20 protein-coding genes are annotated in these 17,334 nt (G+C 62.2%); 10 read left to right on the top strand and 10 right to left on the bottom strand.

Annotation, left to right across the window (positions count from 1 at the left end; translation table 11 throughout):
* Positions 1–111 precede the first annotated feature (111 nt).
* The gene (locus tag IF809_RS00750) at positions 112–900 is read left to right on the top strand and encodes a thermonuclease family protein (protein ID WP_128967615.1); all 789 of its coding nucleotides are present in this window, start codon (positions 112–114) and stop codon (positions 898–900) included.
* A gap of 219 nt (positions 901–1,119) precedes the next feature.
* On the opposite strand, the gene cyoD is transcribed toward IF809_RS00750, so the two are convergent.
* From cyoD to IF809_RS00730, 4 genes are read right to left on the bottom strand one after another with little or no spacing between them, the layout of a single operon-like run.
* Positions 1,120–1,509 carry a cytochrome o ubiquinol oxidase subunit IV gene (gene cyoD / locus IF809_RS00745; protein WP_128967616.1) on the bottom strand — a complete coding sequence of 130 codons (390 nt, stop codon included), beginning with the start codon at positions 1,507–1,509 and terminating at the stop codon, positions 1,120–1,122.
* Positions 1,506–2,147: a cytochrome (ubi)quinol oxidase subunit III gene (locus tag IF809_RS00740; protein WP_462836567.1), complete on the bottom strand. Its 642-nt coding sequence runs from the start codon at positions 2,145–2,147 to the stop codon at positions 1,506–1,508. Before IF809_RS00740 ends, cyoD begins: the two co-directional genes overlap by 4 nt.
* Positions 2,147–4,150, bottom strand: coding sequence for a cytochrome o ubiquinol oxidase subunit I (gene cyoB, locus IF809_RS00735; RefSeq protein ID WP_462836566.1), 2,004 nt, complete (start codon positions 4,148–4,150; stop codon positions 2,147–2,149). The genes IF809_RS00740 and cyoB overlap by 1 nt, the downstream gene beginning before the upstream one ends.
* Entirely contained in the window at positions 4,140–4,973 is an 834-nt protein-coding gene (locus tag IF809_RS00730; RefSeq protein ID WP_462836565.1) for a cytochrome ubiquinol oxidase subunit II family protein, read from the bottom strand. Before IF809_RS00730 ends, cyoB begins: the two co-directional genes overlap by 11 nt.
* 267 nt (positions 4,974–5,240) lie before the next feature.
* On the opposite strand from IF809_RS00730, the gene IF809_RS00725 reads away from it, so the two are divergent.
* Positions 5,241–6,041: an SDR family NAD(P)-dependent oxidoreductase gene (locus tag IF809_RS00725; protein WP_462836564.1), complete on the top strand. Its 801-nt coding sequence runs from the start codon at positions 5,241–5,243 to the stop codon at positions 6,039–6,041.
* A 50-nt stretch (positions 6,042–6,091) separates the two neighbouring features.
* On the opposite strand, the gene IF809_RS00720 is transcribed toward IF809_RS00725, so the two are convergent.
* Positions 6,092–7,423, bottom strand: a complete 1,332-nt coding sequence (locus IF809_RS00720) for a PQQ-dependent sugar dehydrogenase (RefSeq protein ID WP_462836563.1) — start codon at positions 7,421–7,423, stop codon at positions 6,092–6,094.
* A 181-nt stretch (positions 7,424–7,604) separates the two neighbouring features.
* On the opposite strand from IF809_RS00720, the gene IF809_RS00715 reads away from it, so the two are divergent.
* From IF809_RS00715 to IF809_RS00685, 7 genes are all read left to right on the top strand, one after another.
* Positions 7,605–8,798 (top strand): urate hydroxylase PuuD, encoded by a 1,194-nt coding sequence (locus IF809_RS00715; RefSeq protein ID WP_462836562.1) that lies wholly within the window; start codon positions 7,605–7,607, stop codon positions 8,796–8,798.
* Positions 8,799–8,944: 146 nt separating this feature from the next.
* Positions 8,945–9,802, top strand: a complete 858-nt coding sequence (locus IF809_RS00710; RefSeq protein ID WP_462836561.1) for a VOC family protein — start codon at positions 8,945–8,947, stop codon at positions 9,800–9,802.
* 151 nt (positions 9,803–9,953) lie between these two features.
* On the top strand, positions 9,954–10,892 hold the full coding sequence (locus IF809_RS00705) for a lytic transglycosylase domain-containing protein (protein WP_462836560.1): 939 nt from the start codon (positions 9,954–9,956) through the stop codon (positions 10,890–10,892).
* A gap of 50 nt (positions 10,893–10,942) precedes the next feature.
* Positions 10,943–11,413 (top strand): NUDIX domain-containing protein, encoded by a 471-nt coding sequence (locus tag IF809_RS00700; RefSeq protein ID WP_462836559.1) that lies wholly within the window; start codon positions 10,943–10,945, stop codon positions 11,411–11,413.
* 334 nt (positions 11,414–11,747) lie between these two features.
* A complete protein-coding gene (locus IF809_RS00695) occupies positions 11,748–12,341 on the top strand; it encodes a hypothetical protein (protein WP_462836558.1) in 594 nt (197 codons plus the stop codon).
* 23 nt (positions 12,342–12,364) lie between these two features.
* Positions 12,365–12,700, top strand: a complete 336-nt coding sequence (locus IF809_RS00690; protein ID WP_462836723.1) for an HGGxSTG domain-containing protein — start codon at positions 12,365–12,367, stop codon at positions 12,698–12,700.
* An 8-nt stretch (positions 12,701–12,708) separates the two neighbouring features.
* Positions 12,709–13,065 (top strand): response regulator, encoded by a 357-nt coding sequence (locus IF809_RS00685; protein WP_462836557.1) that lies wholly within the window; start codon positions 12,709–12,711, stop codon positions 13,063–13,065.
* Positions 13,066–13,095: 30 nt separating this feature from the next.
* Here the strand turns inward: IF809_RS00685 and IF809_RS00680 are convergent, their stop codons facing one another.
* The 4 genes from IF809_RS00680 to IF809_RS00665 form a co-directional block, all read right to left on the bottom strand.
* Positions 13,096–13,833, bottom strand: coding sequence for a metallophosphoesterase family protein (locus IF809_RS00680; RefSeq protein ID WP_462836556.1), 738 nt, complete (start codon positions 13,831–13,833; stop codon positions 13,096–13,098).
* Between the two features lie 479 nt (positions 13,834–14,312).
* Positions 14,313–14,492 (bottom strand): hypothetical protein, encoded by a 180-nt coding sequence (locus IF809_RS00675; RefSeq protein WP_128967629.1) that lies wholly within the window; start codon positions 14,490–14,492, stop codon positions 14,313–14,315.
* A gap of 85 nt (positions 14,493–14,577) precedes the next feature.
* Positions 14,578–14,817, bottom strand: coding sequence for a hypothetical protein (locus IF809_RS00670; RefSeq protein WP_128967630.1), 240 nt, complete (start codon positions 14,815–14,817; stop codon positions 14,578–14,580).
* A 180-nt stretch (positions 14,818–14,997) separates the two neighbouring features.
* Positions 14,998–15,288 carry a hypothetical protein gene (locus IF809_RS00665; protein WP_453992305.1) on the bottom strand — a complete coding sequence of 97 codons (291 nt, stop codon included), beginning with the start codon at positions 15,286–15,288 and terminating at the stop codon, positions 14,998–15,000.
* Between the two features lie 373 nt (positions 15,289–15,661).
* Here IF809_RS00665 and IF809_RS00660 point away from each other — a divergent pair, with 373 nt between their 5' ends.
* Entirely contained in the window at positions 15,662–16,105 is a 444-nt protein-coding gene (locus tag IF809_RS00660) for a hypothetical protein (RefSeq protein ID WP_462836555.1), read from the top strand.
* A 189-nt stretch (positions 16,106–16,294) separates the two neighbouring features.
* Here the strand turns inward: IF809_RS00660 and IF809_RS00655 are convergent, their stop codons facing one another.
* Complete coding sequence (locus IF809_RS00655; protein WP_462836554.1) at positions 16,295–17,146, bottom strand: hypothetical protein; 852 nt, start codon at positions 17,144–17,146, stop codon at positions 16,295–16,297.
* Between the last annotated feature and the right edge of the window lie 188 nt (positions 17,147–17,334).

Below are 17,334 nucleotides of genomic sequence, written 5' to 3'. Positions count from 1 at the left end.
GGCGAGTAAAGACTGGCGGGCGAATGTCGCACTTCGCACAGCGCAGACCATTGGTCTTGCGACTGCCGGATGCTAGGAACGAGGGGCAAGAGCAATCGATAGTGAGAAGTTATGTCCTTCGAGAATTCATTGGCCGTCGCCCGCGCCTTCGCGCTTGTTGTATTTCTCGCTCTGTCCGGTTTTCTGGGGACCTCCAGCCCCGCCGCCGCATTGACCGCAGCCGCGACGGTGCGGGACGCCAATTCGATCCAGCTCGGCGACGTCACCTACCGGCTCGACGGCGTCGACGCGCCCGAGCTGGACCAGATCTGCATCGACGACCATGCCGATCCCTGGACCTGCGGCATCGAGGCCCGCGACCAGCTCACGAAGCTGATCGGCGGAAAACCGGTGCGCTGCGACGATGTCGGTCCCGAGAAGAATTTTGGCAAGCGCCATCGCGCGATCTGCACGGTCGAGGGCGACAAGGCCTCGTTGAACGAGCAGTTGCTCAAGCTGGGCTTTGCGATCGCGCGCGAGCCGATCAAGGCCAACGTCAAACCGGCGGCTGCCGAGGCCAAGACGGCCTCATCAGGCATCTGGAAGGGCTGCTTTGTTGCACCGCAAGAATTCCGTACCGGCAAGAAGGACGGCGCATTGCTCGGCGCCGCCTGCCGGGCCGACCGTGACAAGGAGATCCGCGCGGTGCTGTTTCCGGAGGAGCTGACGGCGCCGCCGAGTTGCACCATCAAGGGCAAGCTCGCGGTGCGCGCCCGTGTCACCGGGAATATCGGCATCTACCACTTAAGGGGCTGCCCGAGCTATGCCGCGACCACCAAGCCGGACCGCTGGTTCTGCTCGGAGGACGACGCCCAGGCGGCTGGCTTCCGCAAGGCTTATAATTGCCGACGGCCAAAGTGAACAATTACGGTCACGCATCCGTGAGTGGTAGTCCGAGACCGTATTGATCCGGAATTGAACTGAAACGGGAGTTGCTGCACTTATATGTGTACGCAAGCGCTTCGCGCGAGCGTTTCCTTGGCGGCAATCCGGCTTTGGTCCGATTGCTTTGCTCGGGCGTTTCCTCCCTAGACTTGGGCCGCTTGTCACCAACAAGCGGCTCTTCTTTTTTGGACGGATCTAGCTGTGCATCTGAATGAATTGATCCATCGGCGGCATGTTCTGATTGAGATGCGCCATGATCCAGACCGTTCCGCCGACCACCAGAAAGACGACGAGCAGACCGAAGGCCAGCGCCAGCACGTTGTTGGTGTTGTCAGGTCCAGTTGTGATGTGCAGGAAGAAGACGAGATGCACGCCCATCTGCGCGATCGCCAGCACGATCAGCGCAACGGGAATCGAGGGCTGCCAGACCAGATCAGTGCCGGCGATGAAGAACGAGGTCGCGGTGAGTACCAGCGCCAGGCCGAGACCGACGACATAGCCGAGCACGCGCTCGCCGACGCTGTGTTGCTCCTCATCACCAGGGGCGATGTCGTGTTCGAGATGCATGTGCGTCTGATCGCTCATGTGCCACCTCCCAGCAGGTAGACGACGGAGAACACGCCGACCCAGATGATGTCGAGCGCGTGCCAGAACAGCGCAAAGCACATCATCCGACGCAGGACGTCGGCGCGAAAGCCCTTGGCGAAGACCTGGGCCATCATGGTGAGGAGCCAGAGCACGCCGGCCGAGACGTGCAGGCCGTGACAGCCGACCAGCGAGAAGAACGCGGTCAGGAAAGCGCTGCGCGAGGGGCCGTAGCCGCGGGCAACGAGGTCGGCGAACTCGTTGAACTCGATGGCGAGGAAGATCAGCCCGAGCACGCAGGTCACGGCCATGCCGAGATAGAACCAGAGCCGGTTGCGGACGTCGGCCGCGATGCTCGCCATGCCGCAGGTAAAACTCGAGAGCAGCAGGCAAACCGTCTCGATTGCGACGTTGCGCTGATCGAAGATCTCCGATCCCTTGGGGCCACCGGCGGTCTGGCCAGACAGCACCGCATAAGCCGCGAAGAAGCAGGAGAACATGACGATGTCGGAGAGCAGGAAGATCCAGAAACCGTATGCGGTGACGATCCGCTTCGGCGCAGGTCCCGGATTCTCGCTGACCCGGCCGATGTGGTGGGGATCAGCATGGGCGTGCTCGAGAGTCGCAGTCATTGCCATCAGAGCGTCCCCGCCAGGCTGACGAGGTCACGACGCTCCTCGATGTTGAGACGATCGATCCGTTCGACCTCGGCTGCCGGTATGACGTATTCGTCGTGATCGCGCCAAGCGAACACGACGAAGGTCGCGAACGCGCCGACGCCGCCGAGGATCACCATCCACCAGATGTGCCAGATCAGCGCAAAGCCCATGACGGTGGCAAAGAACGCGCAGACGAAACCGGTCGGCGAATTTCTGGGCATCTCGATGTCCTGATATTCCGGCCCCGAATGGTCGCCGAGCTGCTGCTCCTTGGCATGCTGCTTCAGCGCCCAATAGGCGTCCTCGCCACGGACATCGGGATAGAACGCGAAGTTGAAGACCGGTGGCGGCGAGGAAGTCGCCCATTCGAGCGAACGCCCGTCCCATGGATCTCCGGTGCGATCCCGCAAAGCTTCGCGGTTCCTGATACTGACCACGACTTGCGTGATCTGCGCGAGCACGCCGATGGTCAGCAACAACATGCCGAACGCGGCCACCAGCATCCAGGGTCGCCACTCCGCGACGTCGTAATGCTGCATGCGCCGGGTCATGCCCAGCATGCCCGCGATATAGAGCGGCATGAAGGTCACCCAGAATCCGACGAAGGTGAACCAGAATCCCACCTTGCCCCAGCGTTCGTCGAGGCGGAAGCCGAACGCTTTTGGGAACCAGTATTCGAAGCCCGCGAAGGCGGCGAATAACACGCCGCCGATGATGACGTTATGGAAGTGGGCGACCAGGAACATGCTGTTGTGGAGCATGAAATCCGCCGGCGGTACCGCCACCAGGACGCCCGTCAGACCGCCGATGATGAACGTCACCATGAAGCCGACCGACCACAGCATCGGCGTCGCGAAACGGATCCGGCCGCCATACATCGTGAACAGCCAGTTGTAGATCTTCACCCCGGTCGGCACCGCGATGATCATGCTGGCGATGCCGAAGATGGCGTTGACATCGGGCCCGGCTCCCATCGTGAAGAAGTGATGCAGCCAGACCATGAAGGAGATGATGCAGATCGCCATGGTCGCGAGCACCATGGAGCGATAACCGAACAGCGGCTTGCTGGAGAAGGTGGACACCACCTCGGAGTAGACGCCGAAGGCCGGCAGCACCAGGATGTAGACCTCCGGATGTCCCCAGGCCCAGATCAGGTTCATGAACATCATCACGTTGCCGCCGGCTTCGTTGGTGAAGAAGTGGAAGCCGAGATAACGGTCGAGCAGCAGCATCGCGAGCGTGGCCGTGAGGATCGGAAACGCCGCGACGATCAGCAGGTTCGAGGCCAGCGTGGTCCAGCAGAACATCGGCATACGCAGGTAGTTCATGCCCTTGGTGCGCAGCTTCAGCACCGTCGTCACGAGATTGATCCCGGCCACCAGCGTGCCGACGCCGGAGATCTGCAGCGACCAGGCGTAGTAATCGACCCCGACGCCGGGCGAATAGGACAGCTCCGACAGCGGCGGAAAGGCGAGCCAGCCCGTGCGGGCGAACTCACCGATCACCAGCGAGAGATTGACCAGCAGTGCGCCGGTCGCGGTCAGCCAGAAGCCGACGGAATTGAGGGTCGGGAACGCGACGTCGCGCACTCCGAGCTGAAGCGGCACGACGAGGTTCATCAACCCGATCACGAACGGCATTGCCACGAAGAAGATCATGATGGTGCCGTGCGCCGAGAATATCTGGTTGTAGTGTTCCGGCGGGAGATAACCCTGCGACTGGTAGGCGACCGCCTGCTGGATCCGCATCATGATGGCGTCGCTGCCACCGCGCAACAGCATCACCGAGGCCAGCAGAATGTACATCACGCCGATGCGCTTGTGATCGACGCTGGTGATCCATTCGTGCCAGAGATAGGGCAGATGCCCCTTCACCACGACCCAGATGAGCACCGCGAGGATAGCTGCCAGTACAACGCCACCCGCGATGAGCGGAATGGGCTGATCGAACGGAATGGCCGACCAGTCGAGCTTACCGAGCATCGTGGCCTCCATTCTGCGACCGGCCGGCTTCGGATGCGAGCTCCGGCCCTGGCCCTGGGGGAATGTGCTGGGTCGCGATCAGGTCGAACAGGCGCGGGTCTTCGAGCCGATAGGTCGGCCTGCCCTTCTCGATGCCCTGCTGCATCAGCTTCTTGTAGCTGTCCTCGTTCAGCACGGCGTCGGTCTTCGCGGTGGTCGCCACCCAATCCGGAAATGACAGCGGCGAGATCACGTTGACGTCGAACATCATGTCGGGGAAGCCGTCGCCGGAGAAATGCGCCGAGAGGCCCCTGAACTTCCCCTCGTTGTCGGCGCGCAAGTTCAGCTTCGTCACCATGCCGTTCATGGTGTAGATCATGCTGCCGAGCTGAGGGATGAAGAACACGTTCATCACGCTCGATGATGTCAACTGGATGTTCAGCTCTGCTCCCGCCGGCACTGTCAGCGTATTGACGGTCGCAATGCGCTGGTCGGGATAGATGAAGAGCCATTTCCAGTCGAGCGAGACGGCCTGGATGCGCACCGGGCTGCCGGTGCCCGGTACCGGTGCTGCGGGATCGAGCTGGTGCGAGCCGATCCAGGCGACGCCGCCGAGCAGGATCACTGTGAGTGCGGGAATCGCCCACACCACCATCTCCACCCGTCCGGAATAGACGAAGTCGGGACGGAAGCGCGCTTTCGGGTTGGAGGCGCGAAACCAGAACGCAAAGGCCAGGATCGCAATGATGGTCGGCACCACGATCGTGAGCATGATGAAGACGGAATCGACCAAAATGGTGCTGTTGGCCGCAGCCACAGGGCCTTGTGGATCGAGCAGATTCATCGGCAAGCCACTGGCGGTTGGGAGCCCCGGGAAACAGCCTAACGTGGGGAAAGGCTCCGCAACAAACGCGATCGCGTGAAGACGGTTCCTACTGCCGTCGCACCGACCGGCCCGCTTCTCGCGGGCGGCATGCAAATTCCCGCGATGTCAATGACATGAGCGCGGGACGCCCGGCCTTCTCACCCTCGCAGTCCGTTGCTATCGTCGAAAGAAACAACGGGATGGAACGCGGTACTCGAGCAGTACCTCTGCCGGGAGTGAACTGAGATGCGCTTGCAGGACAAGGTTGCGATCGTCGTGGGCGCCGGCCAAAGCCCCGGCGAAGGCATGGGCAACGGCCGCGCAACCGCGCTGACCTTCGCGCGCGAGGGCGCGAAGGTGCTGTGCGTCGACCATCATCTGGAATCAGCGCAGGAGACCGCGGACCTGATCGCGGCAAAACAAGGCACCGCCGTGGCCCTCAGGGCCGACGTGACCAAGTCTGGCGACATCAAGGCGATGGTCGCCGACGCCAAATCGCGCTGGGGCCGCATCGACGTGCTGCACAACAATGTCGGTGTCAGCCTGTCCGGCGGCGATGCCGAACTGCTTGATATCACCGAGGAGGCGTTTGACCGCGTCGTGGCCATCAACCTGAAAAGCTGCATCCTCGCGGCGAAAGAGGTGATCCCGATCATGCGCGCGCAGAAGAGCGGCGCCATCATCAACATCTCCTCGATGGCGGCAATCACCACCTATCCGTATGTCGCCTACAAGGCGACGAAATCGGCGATGATCGCCTTCACCGAGCAGCTGGCTTACCAGAACGCCGAACATGGCATCCGCGCCAACGTCATCCTGCCTGGCCTGATGAACACGCCGATGGCCGTCGACACCCGCGCCCGCGAGTGGCACAAGAGCCGCGCCGAGGTCGAGGCCGAGCGCGACAGTAAGGTGCCGCTGCGCAGGAAGATGGGCACGGCCTGGGACGTCGCGAATGCCGCGCTGTTTCTCGCATCCGACGAGTCGAATTTCATCACGGGTGTGACGCTGCCGGTGGATGGCGGGGCCAGCGTGAGGCGGGGCTAGGTCTTTCTTCGTCCTTCTCCGCTTTGCGGGGGAAGGCGAAGAGAGCTCGCTCAGTGCGAATACGTCATCCGCCAGACAGTGCCGCCGGTATCCTCCGAAATCAGCAGCGATCCATCCCTGGTAACCGCGATGCCGGCCGGCCGTCCCCATACCTGCGCGTCGTTCACGACAAAGCCGGTGACGAAATCCTCGTACTCACCGGTTGGCTTGCCATCCTTCATCTTGATCCGGATCACCTTGTAGCCGGTGCGCTTCGAGCGATTCCAGGAGCCGTGCTCGGCGGCAAAGGCGTCGCCCTGGTACTCGGATGGAAACTGCGGGCCCTGATAGAAGGTCATACCGAGCGAGGCCGAATGCGCCTGCAGCAGCACATCGGGCACCGTCACCTTGTCTTTTAGATCCGGCCGCGCACCAGCGTGGCGCGGGTCTTCGTTGTTGCCGATGTAGAACCACGGCCAGCCGTAGAAGGCGCCTTCCTTCACGCTGGTGACGTAGTCGGGTACGAGATCGTCGCCGAGGCCGTCGCGTTCGTTGGTCGAGCACCAGGGCAGGCCAGTCTGCGGCTGGATCGCAAGACCGACACAGTTGCGAATGCCGGTAGCGTAGAGCTTGCGGTCCTTGCCTTCGGGCGTGAAGGAGAGCACCGCGGCACGCTCTGCCTCATACCCCCAGGAGGCGCCGAGGGCTTGCGTGCGCGACCAGGCTTCGAGTCCGCCGGGTGGGCTCCCCATGCCTTCTGCGACGTTGCTGGCGGAGCCCACCGACACGAGCATGCGCTTGCCGTCGGGCGTGAACGCGATATCGCGGGTGGAATGGCCCGATCCATGCGCCAGGTTCGCCACCACGATTTCGGGCTTACCCGAGGCCTTCAGGTCGCCAACGCGATAGGGAAAGCGGACGATGTTGCCGGCATTGGCGATATAGATCCATTGCGGATTGTCGCCGTTCGGAAAGAAGGCGATTCCGAACGGGCGGTTGAGTCCGCTGGCAAAGACCTCGTTGGTCGCGACTTTGGCGCCCTCCCCAAGACGCAGCACGCGAATGCGTCCGGGTCCGGTCTCGGCAACGAAAATGTCGCCGTTCGGCGCGACGCGCAGCACGCGTGCGTCGGACAGGCCATCAGCCAACAGTTCGATCTTGAATCCCTGTGGCACGAGCGGCGTCGCGCCACCACGCGCCGTCACGCGCGTGGGGTTCGCAACCGAGCGCGAGGCGCCGGGCGCCGGCAAGTCCTGCGCGCGGATCAGCCTGACGGTGCCGGGCTTGTCCGCCTGCCAGTCGCCGAAAGCGTCCTTGCCCTGCAGCACGGGCTCGGCTTGCGCGCCAACGCAGGCAACCCACAGCCATGCGGCTAAGGAAATGTGCGAAATACGAGATATCACGTCGCCTTCCTCCCGGACTTTGCCTGCCAAATCCCACGTCAGCTCGTGCCCGCACGATGTGCATTCGTTGCGACCCATCGTACTGGAAAACGGGGCGGATCGGTGCAACACATTGTAAGGACTCGACCGCCGGGCGCGGTCATCAAAGCTGCGGCATCGGCGCGCGATTGATGGGGTGATCATGTGGGGATCAATCGTCACGGAATGGGCCAGCCTGCTGCTGCGCTGGCTGCACGTGGTGGCCGCGATCGCCTGGATCGGCAGTTCGTTCTATTTTATTGCCCTCGACCTCAGCCTCAAGCCTCGGCGTGATCTGCCCGATGGCGTGCAGGGCGAGGCCTGGCAGGTCCATGGCGGCGGCTTCTACCGGATCATGAAATATCTGGTGGCACCAAGCCAGATGCCGGACGAGCTGACGTGGTTCAAATGGGAGGCCTACACCACCTGGCTGTCGGGCTTCGCGTTGATGGTGGTGGTGTACTATCTCGACGCCGATTTGTTCCTGATCGATAAGTCGGTTCTCGATCTGACGCCGGTCCAGGCCGGCTTGTTCAGCTTCTGCAGCCTCGCGCTGGCCTGGTTGCTTTACGAAGTTGCCTGCCGCACTGGCCTCGCGCAGCGGGAGCTGCCCTTCGCCGTCGGCGGCTATCTGTTCCTGGTCGCCCTCACCTATGCCTTCACCCATGTGCTGAGCGGCCGCGGCGCCTTCAACCAGATCGCCGCGATCATCGGCACCATCATGGTGGCCAACGTCTTTGCGGTGATCATCCCGAACCAGAAGAAGATCGTCGCCAGCCTGATCGCGGGAGAAGCGCCCGATCCGAAGCTGGGCAAGACCAGCAAGGAACGCTCGGTCCACAACAATTATCTGACGCTGCCCGTCGTCGTGCTGATGATCAGCAACCACTATCCCCTGCTCTACGCGACGCGCTTCAACTGGATCATCGTTGCAATCGTGCTGGCGCTGGGACCGGTGATCCGCCATTTCTTCAACGAGGGCCATGCCGGGCGCAAATCGCCATGGTGGGTGTGGGGTGTCGCAGCAGCGGGCGCAATTGCCATTCTCTTCCTCTCCGCAGCCGGACCGCGCGAGGTGAAGACGGGCGCGTTGTCGGCGCCGCCGACGCTCGCCAATGTCGAGGACATCGTGACGTCCCGTTGCAGCATGTGCCACGCCGCCGAGCCGGTCTGGGCCGGCATCGTGACCGCGCCGAAGGGTATTCTGCTCGACGCGCCGGGGCGCATCCAGCGCAACATCCGCCTGGTCGGCCGCGTCGCGGCGTGGTCCAATGCGATGCCGCCGGGCAACGTCACGGAAATGACCAGCGACGAGCGCGCCATCCTCGCGGCCTATATCGGCGAGCGGGATCGCTGACGCCATGACGCGTCCCTGCCGCATTTCGCGGAATGAAATTCCCGACCTTCCGCTGAATTGAAAATGACTTGATCGCCCATCCGGCGTAGACAGGGAGAGCGGCAGTTCAAACTGTCCAAGATCATTTTGCATTCGGGGAAATCACAGTGGCCCTCAAGAACATCATCGGTATCGACCACGCCGTAGTCATGGTGAAAGACCTCGACAGCGCCGCCGAAAACTACCGGCAGCTCGGCTTCACCCTCTCGCCGCGCGGCACCCACAGCGCACATATGGGCACCGGCAACTACACCATCATGCTCGACCCTGATTACATGGAGCTGCTTGGCGTGCTGGTGCCGACCGAGCACAACGCGCCGGCGCGCGCCTTTATCGAGCGGCACGGCGAGGGCATCGAGCGCATCGCTTTCACTGCGGTGGATTCCGCCGAGGGCGCCGAAGAGATCCGCGCGCGCGGGCTCACCCCGATCGGCCCGACCGATTTCGAACGCCCCGTGACACTGCCCGACGGCACCGTCTCGGCTGCCAAGTTCCGCACCTTCATGTGGCCGACCGCGGAAGCACCGGGCGGCGTTCGCATCTTCGCCTGTCAGCACAAGACACGCGAGACGGTGTGGATCCCCGCGTTGATGACCCACGCCAATGCGGCAAAGCGGATCCGCGAGGTGCTGATCGCAACGCCAGAGCCGGCGAAGGAAGCGGCGCATCTGGCGAGGCTGATCGATCGCGAACCGACAGCGGGAGCCGACGGTGCCGTGACGGTGGCCTCAGGCGGCGACCGCGCCGACTTCGTCTATCTGACGCTCGACCAGCTCGGCAAACGCTATCCCGGTGTGCCGCTCACTGGCCTCTCCGAACGCGGCGGCGCGGCACTGGTGCTCGTCAGCGATGACCTCGTGGCAACCGAGAAGGCGCTCGGCTCGGCGGGCGTCCGCAGTAGGAGCGCGATCGTCGTGCCGCCCGCCAAAGCCAACGGCACCCTGCTCGCCTTCATTGCCGGCTAATTCGAACCACCACCGCGTTCCTGCACTGGGAACACCGTACTAACACTGGAGGTGCCCGCATCATCGCAGCTTCGCCGCAATTACGGTTAAGAAGTCCTTGTCACCGGCGCGCCGCTGGTCGTTCCCCCACAGTTCGAGGACTTTTACCGAGATGCGATTTCTCGTCGCGGCTTGCGCTGCGTTCCTGCTTCTGATGTGCGACGTCAGCTCTCCGCCGACCCAAAGCGCTCATGTCGACGACGCGACGCCAAAGTCCGATCGCGCACCCTCGCTGGTTCCGCTCGTCGAAATGTTCCTCGCAAGCGTGCAGGCCATCGAGCTCGCCAATGCGCGCGCCTCGTACGAGGAGACGATCGAGCCGCCGCCCGCGGTCGAAACGGCCGAACAGGTTCCGGTTTCACCGACCGAGCAATTCTGCCGTGCGCTCAAGGAAGCGGCCGAGGAGAGCGGCATTCCCGTGCCGTTCTTCGCCCGCCTGCTCTGGCAGGAGAGCCGCTTCAAGTCCAACGAGGTCAGCCAGGCCGGTGCGCAAGGCGTTGCGCAATTCATGCCGGAGACAGCCGCAGAGGTCGGGCTTGACGATCCCTTCGATCCCATCAAGGCGCTGCCCGCCTCGGCGAAGTTCCTGCGCAAGCTCCGCGACGATTTCGGCAATCTCGGTCTCGCCGCGGCCGCCTACAATGCAGGCCCCGGCCGGATCCAGAAATGGCTCGCGAAGGAAAGCGACCTGCCGCGCGAGACGCGCGACTATGTCCGCATCATCACCGGCACCAGGGCCGAGGACTGGATCGAACGCGCCGATGCGCTCGCGATCCGCATCGACCTGCCGCGCGAGGCGCCGTGCGAAGGCGTCGGCAGCCTGTCCAAGAGCAAGGACGTCGCCTGGGTCCCGGCGAGCCTCACGCCTTCGGCCACCAGCATCATCCGCAGGGCCGAGCAACTGGCGGCACGGCTCGCAGCAAACCGCGCCCGCAAGCACCTCGTGTCCCTGCTCCGCAAGAACGGCGCGGCCCACGGCAAGGCACGCAGCATGATCGCGGCGCGCGCCAGGAGCGCAAAGACGCACGCCATCCGAGTCGCGGCGCGCTAGCGGAACTGATAAGCAGGCCCAGAGAACCACAGCCTGCACGGAACCTCGCGATGCCATCGAGAAGCGCCGGCATCCTTGCCTATCGAAAACGCCGCACATGCGAGGTGCTCCTCGTCCATCCCGGCGGACCGTTCTGGCGCAACAAGGATCTCGGCGCGTGGTCGATTCCCAAGGGCGAATATGGCGAAGACGAGGACGCCGAAGTCGCAGCACGCCGGGAGTTTGCCGAAGAGCTCGGACTTGAAGTCTTGGGGCCGCTGACCCTGCTCGGCGAGGTCAAACAGCGCGGCGGGAAAATCGTCACCGCCTTCGCAGCCGAGCTGGACGTCAAGGTCGCCGACATCCGCAGCAACACATTCGAGATCGAATGGCCGCCCCGCAGCGGCCACCGGCAGCGCTTCCCGGAGGTCGACCGCGCCGAATGGTTTGCACTCGCGCAGGCGCACGAGAAGATCAACCAGGGACAACGCCCGTTGCTCGACCTGCTCGAACAGCTGGGCCGCAGCGCAAAGGCGCCTTGATCGTCCTGGAAGCCGCCCTGGCGTCCGCTATCCGGACGAAATCGTCAGAACAACCCCATGCACAGTAGCAGGCGCCATCAGAAACAACGACCTAGGCCGACCCGATTGCGGAATCTCAGAAATCGCGTTTGACACGTCGGGCAAAACAGGCGCATAATGACATGATCGCGATATCAGCCTCTGCCTGCGCCATAACGTCATGGCGCGCATCTCGGCCAGGCTGCGCGACAACGCCTCACCAACATCTGACAATCTCAACCGCCGCGACGACAGACGCGCGATCGGCCTCGCTTGCCGCGAGCCACTGCGTCTGCGCTGGCCAAGGACACATCGCATGACGACATTGCTGACACATCCCGAGACGGCCCTTGCGCCCAGCGCTCCCGCCGCGATCATCGCAAGCCCGAAAGTCAAGCTCCGCCGCAACCGCATCGTGATCGAGCATCCCGATACGCGCGCGGGCGAAAAGCTGCTGGCCGAGGCGCTCGGTGCCGTCGACCGCGACGCGCTGCATGGCCTCCTGGGCCAGCTGGCCAAAGCCAGCGCGGTGGCGCGCAAGCCCGACCAGGGCAATCTGTCCTTCATGATCTCTATGCTCAAAAGCATCACGCCGAAGGACTCGCTCGAAGCCATGCTGGCAGCGCAGATGGTGAGCATCCACGTCGCCTCGATGCGCTGCGCCTGCCGCCTCGCCTGCACCGACGACGTGCCGCAGCAGGAGAGCCTCACGCGCGCCCTGACCCGGCTGGCCCGCACCTATGCAGCCCAGATGGAGGCGCTGAACCGCCATCGCAGCAACGACGCCTGTGCGATCACGGTGCAGAACCTGTCGGTGCAGGACGGCGGCAAGGCCGTCGTCGGCCATTTCACGCAACACGCAAACCTGATCGCGGCGCAGCCGAACCTGGTCGATGCGGTCACGGCGTGAGCCACAACCGCAACACCGGTCCGATGCGAGCAAGCCCGCGCTGCGGCGCCCGGACACGCAATGGTGAAACCTGCCGCGCGCCGGCGCTACGCGGCAAGGTACGTTGCCGCATGCATGGCGGAGCATGGGGATCAGGAGCCCCATTCGGGAACGGCAACGCCGTCAAGCACGGCTTCTTCACCGCCGAAGCCATCGAGGAGCGGAAGTTCGCTCGGACCGTGCTGACCGAAGCGGAGGCCTTCCTGCGCAAACTCCCCGCGGGATCTTTGCCAAGCGGCAGGCCCGACGCGAGCGGAACCCCACACGGCGCAGCGGGAACGGATTCCCCTCCTCCGCACTTAACAAAGGCTGGGAAGTGAGGTGCAACATGGGCCAATCGATGCCGATCCGGCCGACCGCCATCGTCGTCGAGGACGACGATATCCAGCGCGAGATGCTGACGATGCTGCTCGAGGACAACAATTTCGACGTGCTCCAGTGCGAGGACGCCGAGACGGCAGCTCTGGCGGTGAAGGCGCGGCATCCGTCCCTGATCGTCACCGACATCAGCCTGGTCGGGAAGATGAACGGCGTCGATCTCGCTCACTTCGCGCAACAGCAGAATGCCGGTGTGCGGATCGTCGTGATCTCGGGCCGCCCGCTGTCCCGTCCCCTGCCGCCGGGGGCAAGGTTCATCACCAAGCCGGTCTTTCCGACGGCGCTGCTCGCGGAGACCGCGCAATAGCAGCTGTTTGCTGCCGCGCAGCCCGCACGCTCACCGTTCGATCCAACCGCTAGCGATCGCGCTGGCCCAGCTCGCCATGCCCTTGTCGCGCGCGAGCGCAGCCATGGCCGTGCCGTCGTAGAGCACGTAGCGAAGCGTCGCGGACCAGCCGGCGCGGGTCCGCTCCAGAATTGCGTAGCAGGCGTGCGGTGTGCCGACCTCGACCACATAAGGAACCGGCGTGCGTCCATCGTAGCCCGGCAGCCCGACGCTGCCGGGATTGACGATCATTCGCCCATCCCTGAGGCGGACCACACGCGGGATATGCGTGTGTCCGCAGAGAATGAGCTCTGCGTCGATACCTTCAGCGCCGGCCTCGATCAGATCGATGGGGCTCGCGCGGACGCTGCCGTCGGCAGCGACCTGATCGAGCCAGAAGGCCGCATCGTCTTCGGGCGACGCATGGCAGAGAAACACGCTTTCGCGATAGACGAGCGTCGGCGGCATGCCGGCCATCCAGTCGAAATGCCTGCGCTCCAGCTGCCGGAAATCGCTCCGCGCCGACGTCCCTCCCCGCCAGAGCTCGACGAGAATGCGGTCCTGGTCACCCTGCACCGATGGAAAGCCCCGCGCCATCAGCAGGTCCGCCGTCCTGGCAGCCTCGAGCGGGCCGCTGACGTGATCACCGAGGTTGACGATCGCGCGGATGCCGAGCTCAGCGATATCGGCGAGCACGGCTTCAAGCGCCGGGCAGTTGCCATGGATGTCCGCGATCGCAGCAAATTTCATCTCGCCCTCCGCCTTCAGGGACGACCGACGATGCTCGTGTTGCGGGAGGATGCAGGACTGGCCGTTCGCTTTAGCTGCATTTTGAGAAGCGCCCGCAAGCTGAGTGTCAAATCGGCGCCGTGCGGAAACGTAGCACCGTATTGACGGCGCGAGCAAGTGACGATGCCAGTCCATCGGCTAGGCTGCGCTTGATCTGAGGGAAGTCCGCTCATTGCGCAGAGCGGACCAGATTTGCCCAACCGGGCTCTTTGCAGTTTGACCGTGAGCGGACCTTCGCGTCGGGCGCCCAGGATCAGAGACATGAAACTACGGTCGCGCAGGCAGCGCAGCCTGCAATCCGACCCAGCTAGGGCACGTTGACTGGTGGCATAGATGCGGTCGGGCGGTACCAAAAATTTGTTTGATGCTGGCCTCGTCCGGCCAACATAAGCGAGAAAGCTACAAAAACAATGAGAAGCCCCCGCATCGAGCGACTCATATCAAGGCATAGCCACCATCATCGGAAGGGCAGCCTCGCCGTTTCCAGGACCGCCCAACGCAAAGTAGAGCGCAATGAGAGCGATTGCTCCCAAAATGCTATAACCAGCAGTGATCCATCCGTCGTAGTCTCGTGTCGCCTGCGCTGACGACGCGGTGTGAGTATATTCGGTGGTTGCCATGACCGGACTCCTTCGAGTTTTGGCGCACCATAAGGCGCGCCGAGATGACGGCGAGTGGCTCCTCACTTATGAAATGCGGCAGACGTTAGTGATTCGATCGAATGTCGGTGCGCAAGGTGGCGTGCTGTTCTATGCCGCTTGACGTGGTCATGCGCTGGTGGACACCAATCGCGGTTCCGCCAGCCAAGAACAAGCAGGTGTAGAAGCCCAGCACGACTTTAGTCCAGCGCTTGTGAGTCATCCTGTCTTCGCGAGTGCTTGCAGCAGGCTCGTTTGGTGAAAAGCCGTTGGTGATGTGTGCGGAATCTTCGCTAAAATAATCCATGGAAAAGCTCCTTGGAATTTGATCAGGCATGAATTCCGAAAGTTTTCATCAAAAGTGAATTGGTCCTACTTCCTGACAATCGGAAAAGCGTTTCGCCAGCAGGATTTTCTGTTTCACGCCGTGAAGATTACTCAGAGACACGCAATGCCTGCCCAGCGCTTCTCTGCGAGCCAGTCCTTGTCAGACAACGGAGAGTTGACTGAGATCCAGTGACGCCTCAGCAACTTTCAGTGTTCTCGCACGTGGCGTCAGAACCGCGATCTGATGGGGAGAGGCCGGCATACCGTCCAACATTAGCGTCGGCCTAACTGTGCTCTCCTCCACCTGGGCCGAGCCTAGCACGGCTACTTGATGCTGGGAGATCGGCAAGCCCGCAAGTTCAAAAGTTGGAAGGTGTAATGCGCACGCGTCGGCGTGATTGGTTACACCGATGGCGGCAATGGCGGTTACCATTAAGAAGAGATTTTTCATGGGACTCACCTTTTGAATCGGAGGTATTCCCAACGCGAATTCCAACCTCAGCCTAGCCCCGGCCCCGGATGCCCTATGTGAAGTTGTTCACTATGGGTCGGGAAAAACTTGCAAAGGTTCATCGGATGGTGCACGCGAATAAAGGTCAACGTGACTGCATGTTTTGCGAAAGTCCGAGCCCTTTGTCCGGAATTGGCCCGCTGCTGACCCTCTTGCGAACCGCCGCAGCCCGCTTTCCGACGTGGGCCGGACCGGCCGTGAGGCGCGGTCGAAGTCGCAGTTGACCCAAAGCGGTCATTGCTCCCCAACAACCTGCTGTTGCAATGGATAAGTTCGTTGACTCGGCCGGTGGGTCGTCGAGAAAATGCATTCTATGAACGATAGCCAGCGTCTTCTTGATTTCGATCCCGACTTTTGCCGCAGGATTGCCAAGTGGGGAGCAGTCGTCTGCTTAGTGTGGTTGGCGCTCGCTATTTGCATTCTCGCCCTCGTCCATCCTAGTAGCCAATGTCCAGCCTGGACCATTCACGACAAGAAGGGCGGGGCCACGTCGTTGTGGGTCGTCGTGGGCTACTTCACAGGTTTTCCCACGGCTTGGCTTTGCTTCATCGTCTTGCGATGGAAAGGCTTCGTCCGAACCATTTGCGGTAGCGGTGAGGATCGTTACAAGCGCTTTCTTGCGTCGAAAGGATGGGATTATGAGAGCAAGCCCGCCGCTTACGTTTTTCCGGTAAACGCGTTGTTCGGGTTCGTCATCGCGATGTGGAGCCTGTTTTGCTCCATGCCTCTATGGGTGATGGTCCTGCCTTGTCTTTAGTGACTCAGAGCTTGTCCGCTTCTGGCCCGACTGCGAAGTTGCGCCGCATCGCTCGGAGGTCCGCTTATTGCCCTAGGGCAGACGAGATTTGCTCAACCGGAGCTCATTGCAGTTCGGCCCAAAGCTGAAGTCCGCGGCCAGCGGACCAATTGCTGATAAACGCTCTGCGTGACAAGAAGCAGCGGGTCATCACGGCGGGCCGCACTCTCTCAGGATCTGCGCTACGCGCAACCTCGCTGCGCGTGTGGCGTGGATAAAGTGGATGAGGCCTAATTGGTTACGCTCATCTTCCGACACTTTGACGGTCGAGACGATGCCCGTAATGCCACTGGGAATCGGTTCGCATTCGATGTGCATCAGGCCTTGGTGCCGCAGAACGTCCCGTCCAAGAGCGAGGGCTAACACAATATTCGCGGGGATAAGAACCAGCGGACCGACCAACGCAAGCGCCGCATATGCAGCGCCAATCAACAGGGCAACCAGCAACGGCACTTCGATCACGGAGCTAAAAATCCCCGCTGCAACGTGCCGTGCCAATGCAACTGGGTCCGTCTCGATAAGGAGCCACACGGTTTGCGGATTGTAGCTTCCGTCCATTAACGACGTAACAATGAATAGCACTAAGCCCAATCCAAGCGAAAGTTGCAACCGCCCGATCCAAGTCTCACGGTTTAGACGGGCTCGAAGCCAGTCGAACGGGATAAGCATGCAGCGCGTGAACAGCAGATCCGACACCAAGTCAACGAACTGCGAAGTGCTAATTGCGATGTTCGCTTCATCGCTGGGGCCACGAACTGCATAAAGTGACCAATCCTGCAACTCTGGTCGAAACCCTTTGTGAATCTCCGCAGCCCTCACTTTGATCAGTCCAATCTTCCAAAGAACGAAGAACGTCGGTGTGACCACTGCGATCATCGCCGTCACATACACTGGAAACACCATCCACAAGAGCGCGGGATCAGCAAGAGGATCACGAAACTCGAAAACATACACCAGGCAGGCAAAGAGCGTTAAAGGCGCCCACCCGAACCTCAGGGCCATATAGCGCGCCGCGAGTTCCGGATGTCTCGATCGCTGGGTCTGATTTCTGCAAAGGGAGTTGCAAGAGTGATGATTTTCGAGAGAAGATTTCGATTTTGGTCATCCAATATGCAAGCCGCTTCAATCGACACAGACCCTCCGTGGCTGTGAGCGATAACGACGTGTTCGGCCTCAGGCTCTTTGTCGAA

It is taken from the genome of Bradyrhizobium sp. UFLA06-24 (assembly GCF_054967145.1).
The sequence above is the reverse complement of the archived record's forward strand: the minus strand, read 5'-3'. Positions and strand labels throughout refer to the sequence as shown.

Excerpts from the sequence above, each read along its gene's own strand:
- IF809_RS00750 (WP_128967615.1), top strand. The coding sequence starts at position 112 with ATGTCCTTCGAGAATTCATTGGCCGTCGCCCGCGCCTTCGCGCTTGTT.
- cyoD (WP_128967616.1), bottom strand. The coding sequence starts at position 1,509 with ATGAGCGATCAGACGCACATGCATCTCGAACACGACATCGCCCCTGGT.
- IF809_RS00740 (WP_462836567.1), bottom strand. The coding sequence starts at position 2,147 with ATGGCAATGACTGCGACTCTCGAGCACGCCCATGCTGATCCCCACCAC.
- cyoB (WP_462836566.1), bottom strand. The coding sequence starts at position 4,150 with ATGCTCGGTAAGCTCGACTGGTCGGCCATTCCGTTCGATCAGCCCATT.
- IF809_RS00730 (WP_462836565.1), bottom strand. The coding sequence starts at position 4,973 with ATGAATCTGCTCGATCCACAAGGCCCTGTGGCTGCGGCCAACAGCACC.
- IF809_RS00725 (WP_462836564.1), top strand. The coding sequence starts at position 5,241 with ATGCGCTTGCAGGACAAGGTTGCGATCGTCGTGGGCGCCGGCCAAAGC.
- IF809_RS00715 (WP_462836562.1), top strand. The coding sequence starts at position 7,605 with ATGTGGGGATCAATCGTCACGGAATGGGCCAGCCTGCTGCTGCGCTGG.
- IF809_RS00705 (WP_462836560.1), top strand. The coding sequence starts at position 9,954 with ATGCGATTTCTCGTCGCGGCTTGCGCTGCGTTCCTGCTTCTGATGTGC.
- IF809_RS00700 (WP_462836559.1), top strand. The coding sequence starts at position 10,943 with ATGCCATCGAGAAGCGCCGGCATCCTTGCCTATCGAAAACGCCGCACA.
- IF809_RS00695 (WP_462836558.1), top strand. The coding sequence starts at position 11,748 with ATGACGACATTGCTGACACATCCCGAGACGGCCCTTGCGCCCAGCGCT.
- IF809_RS00690 (WP_462836723.1), top strand. The coding sequence starts at position 12,365 with ATGCGAGCAAGCCCGCGCTGCGGCGCCCGGACACGCAATGGTGAAACC.
- IF809_RS00685 (WP_462836557.1), top strand. The coding sequence starts at position 12,709 with ATGGGCCAATCGATGCCGATCCGGCCGACCGCCATCGTCGTCGAGGAC.
- IF809_RS00680 (WP_462836556.1), bottom strand. The coding sequence starts at position 13,833 with ATGAAATTTGCTGCGATCGCGGACATCCATGGCAACTGCCCGGCGCTT.
- IF809_RS00675 (WP_128967629.1), bottom strand. The coding sequence starts at position 14,492 with ATGGCAACCACCGAATATACTCACACCGCGTCGTCAGCGCAGGCGACA.
- IF809_RS00670 (WP_128967630.1), bottom strand. The coding sequence starts at position 14,817 with ATGGATTATTTTAGCGAAGATTCCGCACACATCACCAACGGCTTTTCA.
- IF809_RS00665 (WP_453992305.1), bottom strand. The coding sequence starts at position 15,288 with ATGAAAAATCTCTTCTTAATGGTAACCGCCATTGCCGCCATCGGTGTA.
- IF809_RS00660 (WP_462836555.1), top strand. The coding sequence starts at position 15,662 with ATGAACGATAGCCAGCGTCTTCTTGATTTCGATCCCGACTTTTGCCGC.
- IF809_RS00655 (WP_462836554.1), bottom strand. The coding sequence starts at position 17,146 with ATGGCCCTGAGGTTCGGGTGGGCGCCTTTAACGCTCTTTGCCTGCCTG.